At 62.2% G+C, this 20,108-nt stretch carries 15 protein-coding genes; all 15 read right to left on the reverse strand.

The annotated features are described in order from the left end of the window. Nucleotides 1-7: 7 nt before the first annotated feature. The 15 genes from SADO_RS15815 to SADO_RS15885 all read right to left on the reverse strand — a co-directional run bounded on the left by SADO_RS15815 (nucleotide 8) and on the right by SADO_RS15885 (nucleotide 20,056). Nucleotides 8-1,219 (reverse strand): carboxylate--amine ligase, encoded by a 1,212-nt coding sequence (locus tag SADO_RS15815; RefSeq protein ID WP_353113122.1) that lies wholly within the window; start codon nucleotides 1,217-1,219, stop codon nucleotides 8-10. Continuing rightward, the gene (locus tag SADO_RS15820) at nucleotides 1,210-3,072 is read right to left on the reverse strand and encodes an asparagine synthetase B family protein (RefSeq protein ID WP_353113124.1); all 1,863 of its coding nucleotides are present in this window, start codon (nucleotides 3,070-3,072) and stop codon (nucleotides 1,210-1,212) included. Before SADO_RS15820 ends, SADO_RS15815 begins: the two co-directional genes overlap by 10 nt. A gap of 19 nt (nucleotides 3,073-3,091) precedes the next feature. Next, the gene (locus SADO_RS15825; protein WP_353113126.1) at nucleotides 3,092-4,279 is read right to left on the reverse strand and encodes a glycosyltransferase family 4 protein; all 1,188 of its coding nucleotides are present in this window, start codon (nucleotides 4,277-4,279) and stop codon (nucleotides 3,092-3,094) included. Then, nucleotides 4,276-5,520, reverse strand: a complete 1,245-nt coding sequence (locus SADO_RS15830; RefSeq protein ID WP_353113128.1) for a glycosyltransferase family 4 protein — start codon at nucleotides 5,518-5,520, stop codon at nucleotides 4,276-4,278. The genes SADO_RS15825 and SADO_RS15830 overlap by 4 nt, the downstream gene beginning before the upstream one ends. A gap of 12 nt (nucleotides 5,521-5,532) precedes the next feature. After that, entirely contained in the window at nucleotides 5,533-6,555 is a 1,023-nt protein-coding gene (locus SADO_RS15835) for a sulfotransferase (protein ID WP_353113130.1), read from the reverse strand. Beyond that, complete coding sequence (locus tag SADO_RS15840) at nucleotides 6,548-8,491, reverse strand: XrtA/PEP-CTERM system amidotransferase (RefSeq protein WP_353113132.1); 1,944 nt, start codon at nucleotides 8,489-8,491, stop codon at nucleotides 6,548-6,550. Before SADO_RS15840 ends, SADO_RS15835 begins: the two co-directional genes overlap by 8 nt. Before the next feature lie 3 nt (nucleotides 8,492-8,494). Beyond that, complete coding sequence (locus SADO_RS15845) at nucleotides 8,495-9,646, reverse strand: TIGR03088 family PEP-CTERM/XrtA system glycosyltransferase (protein WP_353113134.1); 1,152 nt, start codon at nucleotides 9,644-9,646, stop codon at nucleotides 8,495-8,497. A 77-nt stretch (nucleotides 9,647-9,723) separates the two neighbouring features. Beyond that, a complete protein-coding gene (gene xrtA / locus SADO_RS15850; RefSeq protein WP_353113136.1) occupies nucleotides 9,724-11,280 on the reverse strand; it encodes an exosortase A in 1,557 nt (518 codons plus the stop codon). Further along, nucleotides 11,262-12,542 (reverse strand): TIGR03087 family PEP-CTERM/XrtA system glycosyltransferase, encoded by a 1,281-nt coding sequence (locus tag SADO_RS15855; protein ID WP_353113138.1) that lies wholly within the window; start codon nucleotides 12,540-12,542, stop codon nucleotides 11,262-11,264. The genes xrtA and SADO_RS15855 overlap by 19 nt, the downstream gene beginning before the upstream one ends. A gap of 4 nt (nucleotides 12,543-12,546) precedes the next feature. Next, complete coding sequence (locus tag SADO_RS15860) at nucleotides 12,547-13,584, reverse strand: FemAB family XrtA/PEP-CTERM system-associated protein (protein WP_353113140.1); 1,038 nt, start codon at nucleotides 13,582-13,584, stop codon at nucleotides 12,547-12,549. Next, a complete protein-coding gene (locus SADO_RS15865) occupies nucleotides 13,577-14,467 on the reverse strand; it encodes an XrtA system polysaccharide deacetylase (RefSeq protein ID WP_434547922.1) in 891 nt (296 codons plus the stop codon). The genes SADO_RS15860 and SADO_RS15865 overlap by 8 nt, the downstream gene beginning before the upstream one ends. A 40-nt stretch (nucleotides 14,468-14,507) precedes the next feature. Continuing rightward, a complete protein-coding gene (locus tag SADO_RS15870; protein WP_353113144.1) occupies nucleotides 14,508-15,791 on the reverse strand; it encodes an AAA family ATPase in 1,284 nt (427 codons plus the stop codon). A gap of 2 nt (nucleotides 15,792-15,793) precedes the next feature. Next, on the reverse strand, nucleotides 15,794-17,593 hold the full coding sequence (locus SADO_RS15875; RefSeq protein WP_353113146.1) for a TIGR03016 family PEP-CTERM system-associated outer membrane protein: 1,800 nt from the start codon (nucleotides 17,591-17,593) through the stop codon (nucleotides 15,794-15,796). Continuing rightward, nucleotides 17,574-18,491 (reverse strand): AAA family ATPase, encoded by a 918-nt coding sequence (locus SADO_RS15880; RefSeq protein ID WP_353113148.1) that lies wholly within the window; start codon nucleotides 18,489-18,491, stop codon nucleotides 17,574-17,576. The genes SADO_RS15875 and SADO_RS15880 overlap by 20 nt, the downstream gene beginning before the upstream one ends. Next, the gene (locus SADO_RS15885; RefSeq protein WP_353113150.1) at nucleotides 18,488-20,056 is read right to left on the reverse strand and encodes an XrtA system polysaccharide chain length determinant; all 1,569 of its coding nucleotides are present in this window, start codon (nucleotides 20,054-20,056) and stop codon (nucleotides 18,488-18,490) included. Before SADO_RS15885 ends, SADO_RS15880 begins: the two co-directional genes overlap by 4 nt. Nucleotides 20,057-20,108: the final 52 nt, after the last annotated feature.

Raw genomic sequence — 20,108 nt, forward strand, 5'->3', positions numbered from 1 at the left:
AAATGCCTCATCCCTTTTCACCCATCCCCGTTGACTCCGGCGCGCGTCGAAGCCGCCGTATTCGATTGGCCATCCGCCCGGACCATTCCGCCCAGCCGGGAACCGGATCCTGCCACCGCCAGTATGCATCGACCGCCCGTGCGCCTTCGGGCATACCCTCGCTCAAGCCGAGGCCCTGCATTTGCGCCGACCAGCGATCGATCGCGCGATTGCGCCAGACCCTTTGCCCAACCGCCACATCGGGCAAGTCGCTCACGACGCCGATCGCGTCGCGATAAGCCGCTAGCGGGATATTCACACCGTGCAGAGTCGCGACTTCTTCCTGGTAGTCGGTACGGCCGATCGTCGGCTCGATCATCATGAAGCGCCCACTGCGTGCGTCACGCTTGAACTCCATGCTTGCCGTGCCAACCACACCGACCGCACGAAAGAACGCACTGGTCGCCGCGGTAAGTTCGTCAGCCACCTCGTGCGCCGAAGTACAGCTTGCTGTGCCTCCCACGCCCGGTGGCCACGACCGGATTTTTCGCCCCACGAAGGATGCCCGCAGACTGCCGTCGCTCGCCACGTGCTGAAGACAGAAATAGATATCGGAATCGCTTCCGTCGATCCATTCCTGGACAACCATATTCGGCTCTACCGGCTGGATTTTCCTGTAGAGCACCGCCACCGACTCTGCGTCTTGCACGCGGTAGGCTTTCTTAAACCGCTGCGAATAGGCCGGGCTATGCGAGGCCGGCTTTACCACGACCGGAAATTGCAGGGATCCCAATGCGTCCAGATCCTGCACTTGCCGCATGTACAGCGTTCTCGGCACGCACGCCTGCGCATCCAAGGCCAACCGGTAGAACCCCTGCTTGGTCACGAGCGCGTCCAGCACCCCAGTTGGCGGCAGCGACAGCCGGTAATGTTCGGACACGTGCGCCCGCGCATTCGAGATTGTCCGCACCGTCTGTTCCTGAGTGAGGACAAGCACCGGGCGTTGGCCTGCGAATCGAGATCGGGCCCAGTCGTCCAACGCCGCTAGCAAGGCATCGCCACTCACTGCCGGCACCCTGAGCTTGTACGCATAGCGCGTACGCGCCCCAGAAGAGTGCATATCGGGGTCGGCCAAGTGCACAGGCACGCCTGCTCGCGCCAGGCTCCGGACTACACCGAGGCCGTTCACACCCGCCCCGAGCACGATCGCAGGCACTGAGTAGCGCGCCTTCAGGAACATAGACGCCGTCCCGGGTCCTGCAGGCTGCGCGACCAATCGGCGCGGGAGCCGTACTGAGCTGCGACCTGGTCGGCCGCAGCCAGGTAACGGGCCGTGGATCCCGTGACCTGTTCGAAATGCCCCAGCTGAGAGAGTTTCTCGGCCTTGGATTGTTCCCAGCGCAAACGTGACTGGCCCCTGCCCAAGGCGGCCATCATGCGGGCCGCCTGAAACCGCCACCGCTGGCGCGAGCCTTTCGGAAAACCGGCATCCCGCAGCTGCAACGTTGAAGCGCGCTTGAGCGTCTCGCGCCGGGCGCCCTGCTCGATCGCGCCCATCTGCGTGGCATAGCGACGGTCCTCGGCGACCCCTTTCGAATAGATCGTAGGCACATGCGCGAGCATCGGGCACTGCTTGTCTGCCAACCGACCCTGCAAACCCGCACCGATCTTGTGCTCCGGCGGGAAGCTGAGTGCGCTCAGCATCATCGCGCGGTCGAGAAACGGGCACAGGCTTTCAAAGACATTGGCCTGGATCGACAGCGGCGCGAGCGCAATCTCGCGCCGGGTGCGGGAGAGCAGATAGAAATAGGCAAACCGGTTGGGATGATCCCCCCAGCGCTCGAGTTGCTGACGCACGCGCTCGGCCAACGGCGGCGCATCGCTTGGCGGGATCGACAGCCAGCGTCGAACACTGCACGGCAGGCTTGCCAGAAACACTTCGTTCGCGCCGTCCTGGAACAGGCGTGGGTTCACAAACGACCCACTGAGTTGCGAGCCCGCGGCAAGTCCGTCGAAGTTGACTCGGCCGCCGGGCGCAACCGCCATCGCAAGCGTGACAGAAAAGCAATGCTCGTCCGACTGGAAATCGCTCGCGAGATCTCTGGCGTCGCCGACAGCGACGCGGTCCGCAACGCTCGACGGATAGACTGCATAGCCTTCGATCCCCGCATCCCGGCACAACTGGGCAACTATCGCGCTTTCGTATTCAGAGCCATCGGGGCGAACCTCGGGCACCGTAAACGCATTTGGGCGAATATCGTGGGTGAGCAGCCATGCGAGCATTCGACGCGAGTCGTGTCCGCCGCTGAGCGTCAACATCGACGACCCCGGTGCATCGTATAGCCCACAAAGCCTGCGCATCGTGTTATCGAAGACCGCATGCTGTTCTTCGACGAACTCGCCCAGCGGCCGGTCGCGAATATCAATTCCTGCCAAAAGGTCTTCGCTACGAGAACGCGTGAGCCGCTTGTCGTCGAACTGAATCGCTTCGGCCACACTGAAACGTTCGATACCTTCGAACGGCGTGTGATCGCCGAACAGAAAACCGAAAGTCAGCTGTTCTTCCCAGGCGGCCCAATTCGTCGCCGGCATGGGGGCAAGCACAAGGAGCGCCTTTAGTTCAGAAGCCAGCGCATAGCCTCCGCCCGGCAGCGCACGCCAGTACAGCGGACGCATACCCAACTTGTCGACACCGGCAGTCAGATGCTCGGCCTCGCTATCCCAGCAGGCAAACGCATAGACCCCATCCCCATCGGCCAGCCCTTGAGTGCCCTTGTTCGTCAATGCGGTCTGGAGGCGCTGGGTACTGTTGTCGCCGACAATGCCCGCAGCTCGTCGAGCTTGATCGTCGGGGCCGAGGTAGTAACCGCAGCACACGGTCGCATGACGTCCCGTTTCGACCGGCTGTGTCTCGCCGTTGAGCGGATCCGGCCCTTGGCGCAGCAGAAGGCAAACCGCTTTTTCACCGCGATAGGTCTTCGCTTCGACGTGCTGCCCCGGGCTACGACCGAGCGCGCCGACAAACGACGCCCTCAAAGATTCGAAGGCTTCGGCGCGACGCGCCGGCAGCACGAGCGCCGCTATACCTGCCATGAGTCAGGCGCCTCCAGGATCATCGTCGAGACCATGCCGGCTGGCGATCACGGCGACCGGCGAGCAACTCGCCGGCGGTGCTTGCAATGCACCGAGCGTTACAGGCCCAAGTCAGATCTCGGCTCTCGACTGTTGCGCGCGCGCTGCGACCGAGGCGTTCGCGAAGGCTGCCATCCTCGAGCAACCGCATTACGGCGGTTTCGAAGCCGCGAGTCGCACCGGTATCGAACAGCAGTGCATTCTCATTGTCGATGAGCAGTTCTTTGATGTTCGCAGCATCCGGCGCGACGATCGCGCAGCTGCTGGCCATATATTCCAGCAGCTTCAACGGCGACGCGTAGGCGACAACAGCGGGTTGCAGCGCGATATCGAAAACACGCACATAGTCTGCAATCTGTTCGCGTTCGATCAGGCCGGTTATCGTCACGCGGTGCGCCACGCCTGTCGCAGCAGCCTGGCGTCTGAGCCCTTCACACGCCGGCCCGTCACCCACCAGCAGAAAATGAAAAGTATGCGATTGCGGCCGCGCCGCGAGCAGGCGAATAACCGCGTCCAGCCCATGCCACTCGCGTGCAAATCCGACAAACCCGACGACCAGTGGCGTATCGATGCCCAACGCCTCCCGTCGCGCATACACCGGCAACGAGCGTGGGAAAGTACCCAGATCGACGCCATTCGGGGTCACCACGACGCGCTCGGCCGCGACGCCGGCCGCAGTGATGTGCTGTGCCAGCACGTGCGTGACCGTGAATATGCGGTCCGCCTTGCGCCACGCTTGACGCTCAGCCCACCGCGCCAGCCGCTTGAGCCTTAACCCGCCGTACGCGCTTCGTTCCTCGTAAAGAGGCGCGTTGATTTCCAGCAGCAGCGGCAATCGGAACGCGCGACGTGCCAGTACGCCGGAAAGCAGATACAGGTTGTATCGCTCATAGATAACATCAGGTCGAAACCGCCGGATTTCGGCGGCGAGTCGCCGATAGTCCAGAAGGTTATAGCCGAATTCGAGGATCTCGTAGAACGCGGCGGGTACGAACTGCTTTAGCCGCGCGACCAACCCGGACTCACCACCAAATGGCCGATCCTCGAACCCGCCGGGACCCACAACGCGGACCTCATGGCCCTGCGCCTGCAGCGCGGCGACGACCTCGCGGATATGGACATACTGCCCATCCTTGGATCCGATGCGATGGTGGTAGAGGATCCTCACGATTGTCCCGTCCCCTTCGAGGGCCAGTGCGCACGCGCGTGGCGCGCCTCGATTTCACCGGCTGCAACGCCGCGGTGGGTGACCCGGCGAAACAGCTCCAACTGCCGGGACGTACTTTCCGCCCAGCCAAAGTCCTCAGCGTAAGCTCGTACCGTCGCTCGATCGATCTGCGAGGACAACACCTTTTGCACGGCATCGGCAATCGCCGCGGGCGTACGGGCGGACATCAGGCGACCCGCGCAGGGTTGCGTCACGATCTCCGGAATGCCGCCCACGGCCGTCGCAACAACCGGCGTGCCACAAGCCAGCGCTTCGAGCACGACATTCGGCATGCCCTCGCGCAATGTAGCCAGCACCAGAATGTCGGCGGCCGTGTAGTAGCGACGCAGTCGCTCCTGCGAACTGTTGCCAATGAACATGACCCGCGGCGCGACGCCGAGGGACTCAGTGAGATCCTTCAGTTCCCGCTCCATCGGGCCTTCGCCGATAATCACGAGCTTGGCCGTCGGCAGCATCGGTAGTGCGCGGATCGCCAGATGATGGCCCTTGGCCTCCACCAGGTGGCCGACTGAAAGCAGGATCGGCCCGTCGTGTCCGAGTTTTTCGCGGGTTGCTTCGCGGTCGAGCGGTGCGAATACGCCCGTATCGACGCCGTTGCGAACGACTTCGACCCGACCACCGTCCACGCCGATCGCAATCATTTCATCCCGGAGCGCACTGGATACACTGATGATCGCTGCCGCCTGGTTTGCCGCCGCAAGAATCTGCCGGCGCGGCCCCCGATAATTCGGCAGCAGATTGATATCACTGCCGCGCGCGGTGATCACCACCGGCTTGCCAAAGTGTACGCCGAGCGCAACGGCCGCGACTCCGTCGGGATAGAAGTAGTGCGCGTCGATCACGTCGAACTCGAGCCCCTTCACCACCATGGCCTCGATCGCCGGGATGACCCAACGCGCCATCAGCCACGGCGCAAACGAAGCCCCTATCTTGGGAATAACCGGGTAGCGGGGATGAGAAACCGCGATGCCGTGCCGAACCTCTGTCCGCGGTACGACCGCGAATTCCGCGTAACGCCCCCAGCGCGGATGGCGAGACGGAAACCAGGGAACCGGCGCGACCACTTGGCTTGTCACCGCACCGGTGTCCAGCAGATGACGAAGTCGACGTTCCACGAATATCCCGTGACGTCCCTGGATCGTGTTCGGGTAAAGACTGGAGAACGTGAGCAACCGAATCACTGCAACACTCGCCTAGACGAACAACTGGCCAGGAGCCGTAGATCCGACCACAGACATGACCGCCGCCACATCCTCTGCCGGCATCTCCTGCCGCCATTTCTGCGCCGACTCCGTCGGGTTCTTGAAGACACTGTAGTAGCTGCCACTGGTGCCGCTGATGCTACGGTCGATGAAGCGCTCGACCTGATTGTCCAGTTCCAGCCCGCAGTGCTGCAGCATCCGCTGCGTCTGCTCACGCGGGTCATCGCAGAGGTCTTCATAGCGCATCAGCAGATAACGACTGTCGCCTGCACAGTCGGCCATGGCCTTTTCGTTGACGATCACCCAGCTCCAGGCCATGCGTTCCACGGGAGAACAGGCCGACAGGCGCTCAAGGGTAAGCCCGTGCTGCTGCGCCTCCGGTGTGTTCAGCAATGCTTCGTAGAAACGCCAGTCCTCGCTCGTGGGCGTGCTTGACGTGAACGAGCCATGCGCTTCACCGCGCCTTACCGAGGCAATAGTTCCACAGGGATGACGCAGTAGATGCACGGCACGCGCGCCGGGCAAAGCGTCGAGCAGAACGCCCAGTCGCCCGAGCGATTCGATCGACTTCCACACCACGGCCGCACCGGCCCGGGCACCCGCACGCCCTGCACCGACCATCGGCAGCTGCAGGCCGGCGCGCTCGCCGAGCTTATTGAGCGTAATACTCGCCTGAAGCCCACGAAAACGCGCATGGGATAGATAAGCCTTGGGAAAGACCGGCAGCTTCGAGCATATCTTGGGCTCGGTCAGACCCGGCAGCGCATCGACATAGCGCCGGATCGCCGTCTGATGTCGCACCGACACGTCGCTGGACGTGGGAAACAGGGACAGGAGATCGTTAAGCCGATGCACTGTGTCGGGTTCGTGCCGGTACAGCGTGTTTCGATGGCTGTCGAACAGTTTGCCGGCCCAAGTGGTCCCCGACCGCGGCATGCCGAAAAGCAGGATAGGCGCCGCGTCCACCGCCTGGCCCGTGCTATGGATGTCTTGGGTTACATAGGCTTCAGGCATGTCGGCGCAGCTCCGTGGCGTTCGGCGTACCGTTGTCGGCCCGCGCCACACCACCTTGCGACTCCAGAAAACGTGACAGCATCAGAAGCGACCATAGCGGTGTCGCATGGTCGGCACGTCCGGACACATGGTCGTCCAGCAGGCCGACCAGCGCCGACGGATCAAACAGGCCACTGTCTGTCAGAGCGCCGCCCGCCAGCGCTTCGCGAGCAGCCCCGGTCAACGGGCCGCGGAACCATTCTGCCAACGGCACACTGAACCCCTTCTTCTGTCGATAGAGAATGTCGTGTGGCAGCAGTGGTTCGAAGGCGCGCTTGAGCACCGCCTTTGTCTCGCCACGCCGCAGTTTCGTGGTTGCCGGTAGCCGAGCAGCCCAACTGACCAGTTCGTGATCGAGCAACGGCACCCGAACTTCGAGTCCGTGCGCCATGCTGGCCCGATCGACCTTGGTCAGAATGTCGCCGGGCAAATAGGTCTTGAAGTCGAGATACTGGGCCAGCGATAGCGGGTGATCGGTGCCTGCATTGGCGGCGTGTGCGCGAAAAATTTCGCTTGCGCGATACCCCTGGAGCTCACGGGTGAACTGCGTGCTATACAACGTTTCTCGCAAAGCCTGGGGGATCATCGATACGCCATGGCAATAGCCCTCGGCCGTACTCATCGCCAGCGACTGCAGCGTGCTTTTCGCACGTAGCGCGCGCGGCGCCCAATCGAGCTTTGGATAAGCCTGTCCCAGAGCACCGAACAGCGGCCGCCGAATACGCTCGGGCACCCGCGCGCGGGCACGGCTCTCGGCCCAGTGCATCCGATACCGCCGGTAACCGGCAAAGTTCTCGTCGCCACCATCGCCCGACAACGCCACCTTGACCTGTCGACGCGCCAGCTCGCACACGCGATATGTCGGCAGCGCAGAGCTGTCGGCGAACGGTTCGTCGTAGATACCCGTGAGGCGATCGATCAGGCCATGATCACCCACGGCCACCTGCTGGTCGCGATGCTGTGTACCAAGATGACGCGCGACCAGAAGCGCATGCTCGGTTTCATCGAACGCGGGGTTGTCGAATCCGATAGCGCACGTATTGACTGGCGTGCCTGTCTGCCGCGCCATCGAAGCGACCACGGCGCTCGAATCCACGCCGCCGGACAGGAACGCGCCGAGCGGTACATCGGCAACCAGACGCATACGCACGGTATCGTCCACACGCTCCAGCAACTCCGCTGCGTCGCTGTCGAAATCGCTGGTGTTGGCCTCGGCGAAATCAACGTCCCAGTAGCGGTTGAGTTGCACTTTCTTGCTGTTGGCGTCGTAGCTGAGCGTGTGCCCCGGCTCGAGCTTGCGCACGGTCTGAAAAATCGACAACGGATCGGGCACGTAACCCAGAGCCAGATAGGCTTCCAGCGCCTGGGAATCGAGCTTGCGCTCGAGGCGCGGGTGCACGAGCAACGCCTTGAGCTCCGACCCGAAAACCAGGTCTCTATCTCTCGTGAAGCCGTAATACAGCGGTTTGATGCCGAGGCGATCGCGCGCCAGGAACAGACGCCTGCGACCGGCATCCCAGACCGCGAAGGCGAACATACCCCGCAGGCCCGAGACACAATCGACGCCGGAATGCTGCCACGCTCGCAACAGCGTTTCGGTATCGCAATGCCCGGCAAAACGATAGCCGTCGCCAGCCAATGTGCCGTTCAGCTCACGATAGTTGTAGATCTCGCCGTTGTAGACCAGCGTGAAGCGTCCATCCTCGCTCTGCATCGGCTGCTGGCCGGTCGAGGCATCCAGAATGGAAAGCCGACGATGCGACAGGCCGGCACCGCTGAGCGCGATCTTGCCCCCTTGGTCGGGACCGCGATGGGCCTGTACATCCGCCATCGCTAGCAAAAGCCTGCCATCGGGCGTGGAACCATCGGCGGTCACGATGCCTGCAAGACCACACATGCGTCAGCTTCCCTCCGCCGCGTCTTCAAGCGGCGCAGCGGTAGTCGGAATGCCAGTCAAGCTGTCGTAGAGACGGCAGTAGGCGGATATCATCGTTTCCAGGCTGAATTCCGCGACGACTCGCGCTCGCGCCGCTCGGCCCAGACGTCGCGCGAGTAGCTTGTCATCGGCCAGGCGTTCGAGCGCGCTGGCCAGAGCCGGCACATCGTCCGCCGGCACCATCAGACCGGTCTCGCCGTCGGCGACCAGTTCCGGGTTGCCGCCGACACGGGTCGCGACCACCGGTCGCTCACATGCCATGGCTTCGAGAATCGTCAACGCGATGCCTTCGGTGACGGATGAGCAGGCATAAATGTCCATGGATCGCAGGACCACGTTGATGTCGTCACGTGCGCCCATCAAGCGTACGTGCGATTCAAGTCCACGCTGGGCTATCAGCGCGGTCAGACGGCTACGCTCGTTGCCCTCTCCCACGATCACCAGGCGCGCATTCAGGTCGGGCCGGCGTTGCTGCAGATGCGCGAATGCCTCGATCAGCACGTCGAACGCCTTGACCGGGTCCAGGCGCCCTATGCTTCCGATCACGAGACTGCCCGCTGGCGCGAACCCCTCGTCCCATACTCGAGACTCAGCAGCATCGGCGAAACGATCCAGATCGATTCCATTGCGGATGACCTGAGTCCGATTTCCGGAAATGCCGACACGCTCGATCAGCCAGGTTCCGAGTTCGTCCGAAACAGCGACAAACCGGCCAATAGCCGGCGCCATCAGGCGCCGCAGCCAACGATAACGCGGATTGCTGCCGGTCGGGTCCGATACATCGCGCCCATGCTCGGCGTGCACCACATGTCGCACGCCTGCCAGCCGGGCCCAAAGCGCAACATCGACGGTACCGACGTTGTATGTGTGAACGACTTCCGGCGCAATCGTGCGCAATAGGCAAGTCAAGCGCCAGTACGCGCCGAAGTCTTTCCCGCGCCGCTTGTCGATCGAGATCACACGAACCCCGACCGCATGAAGACGGGGCGCCAAGGCCCCTTCGCCGCGCAGACACACGACACAGTGTCGATATCGCTCACGGGTGCGTTGAATGAAGCTGACCGCGAGCGATTCCATACCCCCCATGTCCAGCCGATCGATTACGTGCACTACCACCGGCCGAATTCGCCGGCGCTCCAGCGTCGTGCCGCGACGCGAGCATGAGACTCTCGGCGCGCCTGGCATCGTCCTGTTCATGGCACCTGACCATCGCTGGAACGGGCGAACTCGCGCAGTACGGTCAGCACGCGTTCGGATGGTGATGCGTCATCATCGGCGCCAGTGATGACGAACACGGCCGGCGCTGTAGTCGCCCCGCGCAAACCCAACCACGCCTGCCAGAATTTGAAACGAAAAGCCGACCCGGTCAGGTGGTCACCGATCGCATAGGCGTACCAGATCACTGCGGTATCGCTACCGTGGCGTTGTGCCAGGATCACGCGCTCGAACCCGGCGCTTGCAGGTTCCCGGGCCACCACGCGCCACTGGCTCGCGTCGAACACTCGGTTGCCGTACGTCAGCAGTTCCCCCCCGTTGCCACCGCCGCTCGAATAGCGAGCATGATCGATACGCACGGCCTTATCGTCCTTACCGTAATACCCGCGATCGCTAAAGGCAGGGTTGGCAAAATGCGTGCCGACATCCTGAATCCCCGGCACGCCCCCGACACGCGCTTGCCCGTCGAGTTCGGCAGGAAGTTGCGACCACTCAGTCGCGGCGGCAAGGTCCCGCGCAGCCCCCTGGACATGCGCACTCCAGACCGGCCCGGCAGCCAGAAGCACACACGCGCCAACGCCGACGAGAACAGCTCTGACCATTCCAGAAGCGTCACCGGTTTGCACGGGCGAACGTGTGACGGGCGCCGATGTATCCATCTCGTGCCAGGGCCACCCCGCAAAAAACAACAGCAAGAGAACGAGACCGAAGAACTGCCAACCGAAGATCATATGATCCGTGCCGGTGGCGTACTCGATGCCAAAGCGCTCGCCGATGAGGATGGTGAAGAACACACGCAGGCCGTTGGCGAGCACCGGCACCGCAACCGCGCAGGCGATGAAGATCAAACGGCGCCGCCAGCTACGAAAGAACAGATTCGCGTAGAGCACACCGAAGGCTGTGGTGGCGAAGAAGAACTTCACGCCGCTGCACGCTTCCGCCACATGCCAGGTCGCTGCGGGTGTAAGAATCATGCGCCCGGTCATATATACGGGCACGCTGGTGAACTGCAGGGCAAGTACGCTCAGGTGTGCCGTCACGTCTTGAAGCGGACCGACCATGAAATCGCCAAAAGGCACCGCGAACAGCAGATACGCCAAGGGAAAACGTAATACACGCAGAACCTCGCCCCCATATAGCGCATAGACCAGCGCCGGCAGCAGCGCGAGAACTGCGATGTGCTGGGCGAGGTTTACCGAGGCGAGCGCGCCCGCAAGCCAGAGCAAACACAAAAACGCGACCCCCCAAAGTCCGGAAAGTCGTGGCTGCGCACTTGCACCGGCAAGTCGATCACGACGCATCCAGACGAGGAACAGACAAATCGGCCCGACGAGGAAGCCGTACTCATAGGTACCGCTGCTTGCCCATGCGCTGGCAAGCGAACTAAACGTGGGCAAGAAGAAGCCGACAAAGACGATTGCTGTACATGCTGCCATGGCATGCACCCAGTAACTGCCACGCTGCAGCGATACCGATCCCTGCTGCAGGCCGATCATCGACTCGCCCGTCCGGGTGTTCAGCTGTGCCGCGCGCATGCGAATGCCTCCTGCGCGGCTGGCGCGCCCCCGACGTGGCCTGCCCCTGTCGTTGAGCGGTCCTCGAGCGTCTCGAGCAAACGCTCGAACTGACTTGCCCATCCGTAATGCGCAGTCGTATAAGCGCGTGCACGCGCGAACGACTCGTGTCCTTCACGTTCTGCTCGTACCCGTGTGAGACGCAGAATCTGATCCGCCAGCCCCGCGGCAGTGTCCGCAACGCCAGCATAGTCGTCGTCCATCACACGCAACCCGGTGGCTGCAGCGTCGGTCAAGGCGACCGGGCAGCCCATTGCAAGCGCCTCCAGAACCTTGTTCTGCACACCGCGCGCAATGCGCATCGGCGCGACGCCAATATCTGCATGCCGTAGATAGGGGCGCACGTCCGGCACCGATCCGGTCACCTGGACGCCGTCAACCCGTGCCAGCGCAAGCACGTCACGGGTCGGCCGCGTACCCACGATCCAGAACGATGCACCCGGTTGCTGCTCGCGCACCCGCGGCAGAACTTCGGCGACAAACCACTGCACGGCTTCGACGTTGGGCGCGTAATCCATCACGCCGGTAAAGACCAGCTGGGGCGCGCTGCCTGCCGGATACGGGTTGGCGTAGTCCAACCCCGGATCGAAATAGTCGGTATCGACACCGTTGCCGACTGCTCGGGTACGCGCCCGCGAGTCGGGCGCGCGCTCGTCGAACAGCGCCTTTTCTGCCTCGGACACGAACAGGCTCGCATCGAATTCGCGTGACAGCGCACGCTCGGCCGCCAGCAACGTGCGGGCTTCGCGCGCAAACAACCAGTGCGCGGGCCCGCGGCGCGTCGCGGCATACTCGCGCCACTTTTCCGAATCGACGTCCACGAAATCTATGACCCGACGACACGACAGATTGCGATCGATATAGGTGGCCATCGGTGAAGAGAAAACGAGCACGGTATCGATCGACCGCTCAGCCATGATCCGCTTGACCCACCGGCGAAGTCCTCGATCGCGGTAATAGGCAAAACTCAAAGGTTTACCCGAGAGCAAGGCGCGGCTGCTGCGAAATCTGGCCATGCGTGGATCGAGCCGGCGGACGCACAATTCCTCGCAATACTCGGCGAGCGCCGACTCGTGGACCAGGTCCGCTGGGTCGTCGACGAATGTTCCCAGATGCACGCGATACCGCTGGCCCAGCGCCTTGAGCCAGTGGAACGACCGAATCTTGTCCCCTTTGTTGGGCGGATACGGGATTCGATGCGACAGGAACAGCAGATCCTTCACGGCATCAACCCAGGCTGCGCGCCAGCATCGGGCCGACCACGCGCGTCAGCGACACGGGCATACGCTGCCAGGCCTGAATGAAATGCTTGTAACGCGGGTTTGTGGGGTTGAGATTCGGCAACTCGCGCGCGCGCACAAGGTAATAGGCATAGCTCAATGGCTGCGGCTCGAATCCCCAGTGTCTCTTGAACTGGAATGGGCCCGTATCCATCTTGCTGCGACCGAAATCGAACATCCGCACACCCCGTCCGGCGGCACGGTTCATCAACTGCCAATACATGTAGTCGTTGGCCTTGAGTTCACGTGCACTGCTGTGCGCGCCCGCGTAATACGGCAGGACTTCATCGCGGAAATAGAAGCTGAGCACGCTCGTGATGGCCTCTGTGCCACGGGTGACGGTCATGATCTCGCAGGCCGAGCCGAAGACGGTCTTGAGTAACGCCATGTAGCGCGGACCGAAAACCGGCGTGCCGAGGTCGCGCAGACTCAAGGCATACAGGTCGTAGAGGCGCTCGGTATCGCGGTCGATCTGGAAATCGAGCCCGGAGTCGAGCGACTTGCGGATCACCGCACGCTGCTTGCGCGGAATTGCCGCGAGATTGGCCTGCTCGTCGTTCTCGATCGGCTTGCGGAAGGTGTAGTACAGCTGCTTGCGTGGCCAATCGGCCGGGCCGGGCTGTGCCTCGCGCAATTCGAGATGATCCACCTTGAGCGTACGCGCCAGTTCGCAGGCGGCCTCCTCGAGCGCGCTCCGCGCCGATGCGCTCGCCGCTACAACGCCGCCGTAGACACAGAACGGCGTGGATACCAGGGCGTTTGAAAACAGTCGACTACGAACGTGTGCCAACGGCAGCACGCCCTCGATACGACCGTCGCGCTCCGCATAGAGATAGTGGCATCGGTGGCCGAAGGCGCTTTCGATCACGGTGCGCCAGCCGCACGTGTGGAAGAACGTCGCCTCGGGCGTGGCCTTGACGAAGGCATCCCAGCGGGCGCTGTTCGCGTCGTCGAGTTCTAAAATTTTAAGATTGGTATCAGCCATGGCCCATATACCGATCAGCTCCGGCGTACGAAGAGTTCTCTACTGGCACGACCTTGACGGTCTTATCGCGCGACACCGGAAAAACGCGATCCATGCGGTCCCAATTGAAATCTGAAAGCAGTCGCGCGAGGCGCTGCTCTGTTCGACCAAGATTCAGGTAATGCCGTATACGTGTCTTGAGGTTCACGCCCGGCACACGGGGCTGATCCGGATCAAGCTCCCACGGGTGAAAGTAGAACAGCCCCGGCTGACCGTCCCGGGCATTCAGTCGCCGGAACGCCCGGCGCGTAAGCGCGTACGGATAGAGACGAAAGAATCCACCACCGGCGCAGGGCAGGCGGCGCCCCGCCATTTCCACGGTCGTTACCGGGATCTCGACGATGCCGTTCTCGCCATTCGTAAATGCGAAGCGTGGAGCACCCGGCATGCCGTAAGCCGGATGGGCGCCCGGATAGATACTCGAGCTGTACTTGAAGCCGGCATCAGCAAGCACATCCAAAGCCCAAAGATTCTCTGCACTGATGGAGAAACTGGCGGCCCTATAACCTTGTACCGGGGCGCCACTTATCTGCTCGAGCCGCTCGCGCGATTCGCGCACGTCGGCTGAAAACGCCTGACGTGTCTGATTGGTGACGCGCACGTGGCTCATGCCGTGGCTGGCAACCTCGTGGCCTGCCGCGACGAGCCGCCGCACCATGGCCGGGTGACGCACGGCGATGCAGCCCAGCACGAAAAACGTCGCTCGAATTCCGGCGAGTTCGAACAGCGCCAACACCCGGTCCATGCTCGCTTCGACCCGGCTGGGGAAACAGTGCCAGCGGGCTTTGTCGACATGTTGCTCGAACGCCGAAACCTGGAAGTATTCCTCCACATCCACAGTCATGGCGTTGACATCGCTCGAAATGGGCTGGAGCGCACGAAAATCAGTGTTCACCGGTACGTCTCCTTCCAAACAGACTCCAGCGCACCTTGGCCCCGTCGTCTTCGAAGAACTCGTCCAGCACGTCATCGTGTTTCGCCGGCGCGTGCGGCTTCGTCGTCGGGGCGGAAAGGTCTGTCCGTGGCGGCGGTTCAATCTCCGGCGAAGCCCTCTTGCCGGCATCTGCTGTCTGCTCTGCCCTTGGCTTCGACGCCTCGAACGGTGCCTGCTGACTGGAAAGTTCAGCGAGGACGCTCTCCAGCCGCGCGAGGCGTGATTGCGCTCTACGCATTGCCTCGCTATCCGCCTGCACCGCATGGCGCACGAGCAGCTCGCTCGAAGCGCTGTGGCCCAAGGTCGCGATGAGCGCTTTCTCGAGCGCAGCCACGCGCGCACTGATGGCGTTGGCAGCCTGCTCGTATTCCTGTGCACTTCCGCCCGACGCTGAATACTCTGGCTCGGAGCTCTCGACAATCGTCTCTTCAAATTCGTGGTCGAACTCCGCGGTAACGACGTCGACGTCTTCGGTACTCAGCGTATGGCGCTGTTCCAGATAACCATGTAGCAGCAGACGATCCATGAGCAGGTTCAGGCGGCGCGGTACACCACCCGACCAGGCGTGCACTCTCTCGTATACGCCCTCCTCGATCTCCGGATCGCCATGCCAGCCAACCGCACCGAGCCTGTGGCGAACGTAGTCCACAACTTCGTCGGCGCCAAGCGGCTGCAACTGATGGGACGCGACGATCCGCTGACGCAGGTGTTCCATACGTGGCGCGGCCAAAGTCTTGCGTAGATCGGTCTGCCCGATAAGAAAAACCTGAAGTAACGCGCGACCATTGGCCTGCAGGTTGGAAATGACTCGCAGCTCTTCCAACGCCTCCGCGTTGCAACACTGCGCCTCGTCCACGATCAACAAGGCACCCCGGGACTGCGTCGGTTGCAGGCGTGCCACGAGGGCTTCGGTCAGCTCGATCTTGCTGCGTGCCTTGTGTGGTAAACCGAATGCAGAGGCCACCATCGGCAGTACCGCTTCGGCATCGAGATTCGCCATGGCAACCCGGCCGATCGACACATTACGTGTCCGGGGGTCGGCAAGCAGTGTCTGCACCAGCAAAGTCTTGCCCATGCCAACACGGCCAGTAACCACTACAAATCCTTCCCGCCGCTCGAGGCCATAGATCAGGTAGGCGAGCGCTCGGTTGTGCTCCCTGCTTTTGAAAAGCAGACGCGGATCCGGCATGAGCTGGAACGGCCGCGCAGTAAACTTGTAGAAGCGCTCGTACATGATCAGTAGTACTTCATGACCTGCAGCACGACACGATTCTCGTCGTACTCCGTTTCACGGCTATCCGCATCGCGCCAGGCGTGGCTATAGCCCAGCGAGGCTTGCAGCGACGTCGACAGGGAACGCACAACACTCAAACCGAGATCGGTTACATCGGTATCCATACCAAGGCGCGATTCGCGATGCTCCCAGCCCGCCGAGGGCACGAGCGCGGTGCGTGGCCGCAGCTGATAGTCGATCCGTGCAGCGGCGCCGTACAACTGCTCCTCCGGAACATTGGCGATGTACTCGCGGCGCTGGTGATACCCCGTCACCGTGGTGCGCGCGAGACCCGTGCGCATAGCCGCGGAGACGGACACCTCCTTCTCGACGAATACCGAACGTTCGAAAAGCGACGTGGTCGGGTCCGGGAAGGCGGTGTTCTGAACCGTTGCGTTCCGGTTGAGTTGGTTCAGATCCTGCGTCGAGGGTTCTTCGGTATAGGAAAGAGAAACGTCCAGAATCCGCCCCCGCAAACCTGCAGTCAGGAAGTAGCTGGTGCCAAAAAACCGGTGCCCTATGCGCGCCTCGAGAAAGCGGGATGGTTCGTCCCAGCGAAAGCCCACATTCCAGAGTGGGCTGCTCAGGCGATCGTTGGTGCCGTCGGATTCGTACTCATCCTCTAGACCACCGAGAACAAGTAATTGCAGGGTCGGTGATACACGATAGCCAATATCGATTGTCGCCTTGTCGAAATAGGTCGTACGCGAGTCCGGTCGTTCGTCGTAAAAATCCGCCGGGTCGATCGGCTGTCCGTTCTCATCGAAGAAGCCGTTGTTGAAATCGACGCCATCGAAAAAACCGCCGGCATCACCATCGATGCGCCGGACTCGCTGCGTGAACGCATTGACATGCCACGACCACTCTTGGGAAGTCGGGGGGCTGTAGAGATCGAAATAGGCGCCTTGCAAGCGCGATTCTGGAATATCCGAATCGCCATAAACGGTGCGCCCGTAGCGATAACGCAGCGTGGCGTCGCCAAGCGGGCCCAACGGCTGCAGGTAATACGGGCTGATATTGGTGATCCAGGCGCTCGTGCTGTTATCGGCACGCAGCAGGCTGGACCGGGAATAGCTCAACGACGGGTCAACCACCGACTGGCCGTAGCTCGTATCGGCCCCGAGGAAAAGCCGTCCAGCAAGCAGCTCGATTGTGGTGTTGCCCGCAATGTTGCTGTAAACGTCGTTGAATCGACTGTTATGCGCGTACACCACGCCTTGCAGCTGATACGCCAGTTCGCCGCGGATGCGGCCACTATTGGCACAGGCATCCACTCGTGGCGTTATCTGGGTGATGTAGTCGCTGATTTCCTCGCCTTCGGGTGCGAGTCGGAGATTGTCGGTATATGTCTCCGAAGCGCCGAGCGACAGACGAAAGAAGCGCGAATCACGGCCGGACAGACCTTCGGGACGCACCAGTTCGGCGAAGACGCCCTGCGGGTCGCGCAGCGCACTACCTGCCAGCGCGCAACCGTCGAAACCGGGCTGGTAGGAGGCCGCTCCAAACGTAAACGGGCTCAGCCGGGAATAATCCCGATTCGGATCGCTGCCACGAATATCGCCGTCTTCCGGTGAAGGCGGCGCGACGCTGCTCCAGCCGGAAGCCGGCGCCTGCGCCCCTGTCGCGTCGTCAGACTGCGCGTGGGCATAACCGGCCGCGGCCAGACACGCGAAAGGCAACAGCCAGCGCCGCACGACGTGCAGGCGCTCGCCGCGGTCGAGCACCTGTTCGCCCCGCCGGAGATCAGTTCTGAGTCTCGCCACTGTCTTTCCCCCCTCCATAGACCCCGTAATATCCCGCGTATAGATCGCCATGCCCGCGGCGGCTCTGGTTCAGCACGAGGCTGGTAGGCCGCGAAGGGTGATCGATCAACGACAGCGCCGCCTCGAGCGCACGGCGCTCGGTGGAGCCCGCTTTGACGACGACGAGCACTTGGCTCATGGACAAAGCGAGTGCCTGAGATTCGGGTGTGGCCAGCAGCGGCGACGAATCGAATATGACAATTCGTGCCGGCTCGGCAGAGAGCTCTTCCACCACCTCGTTCATACGACGACTCGACAGCAATTCCGCCATCTCCTCGCAACGCTCGCCCGCGGGCAGCACCGACAGCCCCGGGACGTCTGTCTGCAGAATGAGGCTCGACGACGGCACGCTCTCATCTCGAAGCGCGTCCATCAGGCCGGGACGTCCGTCGATCCCGAGCGCGCGGGAGATACCCGGCTTGAGTACATCGCCATCTACCAGCAGTACGGAATGGTCCTTCTCTCGGGCCAGGCTGAGAGCCAGATTGAAGGCCGTGAAGGTTTTTCCTTCGCCCTGGGCAGCACTGGCCACCATCAAACGGTTGGCGTGGACGATCGGGCCGTAGCTACCGCCGGAGGTGAGTGTTGCCAGCAACGGGCGCTTGATCCGCTGATACTCTCGCGCTAGCTGATTGTCCATTGACTTCGGTGCGAGGAGTCCGGCACGTCTGAGATGCCCCGCTTCTATGCTGACCCGCTCGGTTCGCGATAGATCTGCGGTGGCTTCTTCTCTGGCCGTAACGACCGTACCCGCAACCTGCGATGGCACTGCCGCCGACTGCTGACGGGCCGAACGATCGGGCGCGTGCGGCCGATCGTTCTGACGCAGACGATCCGCGGCCTTTTCGACGATGCTCATAGCCATTGATTGCTCACAAAGGTAGGCACCATGCGTGTCCCCATCGGCGCAAATGCCACGGCACCCGCATAGCCGATGAAGAGAGTTCCAACGCCCACCAGGAAGAGGATGAGTGCTGTCTGGCGCTGAACGTTCTGACGCACGCTTGTTGCCTGGGTGACTGCACCCAGCACCGGCAGGCCCGTGAACTCGGTCAGCGTCTGGCGATTGATGAACACCGGACGAATCTGGCTCATCAAGAAAGAGAACACCCCGCCCGCGCCCAGGCTGCCAATGAGTACAACTGCCATCAGCAGTGCACGTTGAGGCCCGGCCGGTTCCGCAGGTGTTTCCGGTGGGTCGATAACGTTGAACTTCAGACCGTTGCCACTGCGCTCGACCTCGTCAGACAACTGCGCTGAATACAGACGACCCAGAAGCTTCTCGTATTGGTCCTTGGTTGAGTCGTAGTTCCGACGCAGCTGTGCGAGTTGCGCCTGTGCCTCGGTGATCTCGTCGGCGTCGCCAACAAGCGCATCTATCGTCGCCTGGCGCCGTTCGATCGTGCGCACCAGCCCTCCGATTTCGAGTTCGACTTCAGCCAACTCCCGCTGCGCGACGCGATCACCACCACCGCCGTAGGTCACCCGCTCCGGGTTGCGGCGCAGTCGAGCGACCGTACCGGCCCGCTCCGAGCGCATGCGATCGATATCCCGCTGGAGGCTCACGACATCCGGATACTGAGGTGTATATCGGCTCAAAAGCTGATCGAGATTACGCTCTGCTTGCTCCAGGCGTGCGTCTATTTCACGCACCTGCTCGCTCTGCTCAGCCGGCACGATCCGGCTGCCCCCGCTGCGCGCCGATGCGACCTGGCCCTGGAGCAAGCGTCGCTGCTCATTGGCTGCGGCCAGCTTCTCTTTCAACCCAATCAATTCGTCTTGCATCGACTGGACGCGCGTGACGTAATCTTCACGGCCCGGCATCAGATTGGCGTTGTCTTTCTGGAAATTAGCCAGCTCACGCTCGAGGGATTCGAGCTCGCCCTTGTGCGATTCCACCTCGCGACTGAGAAATGTCATGGCCTGGGCTGAATCCGCCCCACCATCGGCGAGCGCCATACTGGTCATAATGTTAATGACCTGCTGAACGACGGCACGGGCTGTTTCCGCGCTACTGCTGGAGAACGAGACGCTATACAGGTTGATGCTGTAGCCGGCGTTGCGAATACGTATGCGATTCGCGAGCTTGTCCAGTAGAGCGACTTCGGCCTCTGGTGTACTTGCCTTGATATCGAGCCCGGTACGGCGCGCAATGTCCTTCAGGTTGGGTCGACTGAGGACCGTCTGAATGAGCAGATCGACCTGCTGTTTGACGTCCGGCAGCACCGCGAGTCCCTTGAGCAACGGATGAATCGCGGACTTCGTATCGATGTGAACACGCGCATCGACCTGGTACTGGTTCGGCAGGCTGTACACGAACAACCAGCCCGTGACCGCCAGAATCCACGCGATGAGCAACCCACGCCAGCGATACCGCCACGCATTACGCAGTTCGTCGAAAATGCGGCTCAACAACTCTTGCATGATGAGTTACTCGTGAGAGATGGCAGGAATCAGTTCGAATGCCCGCAGCCCG

This window comes from Salinisphaera dokdonensis CL-ES53 (genome assembly GCF_040361215.1).
Classification (GTDB): Bacteria; Pseudomonadota; Gammaproteobacteria; order Nevskiales; family Salinisphaeraceae; genus Salinisphaera; species Salinisphaera dokdonensis.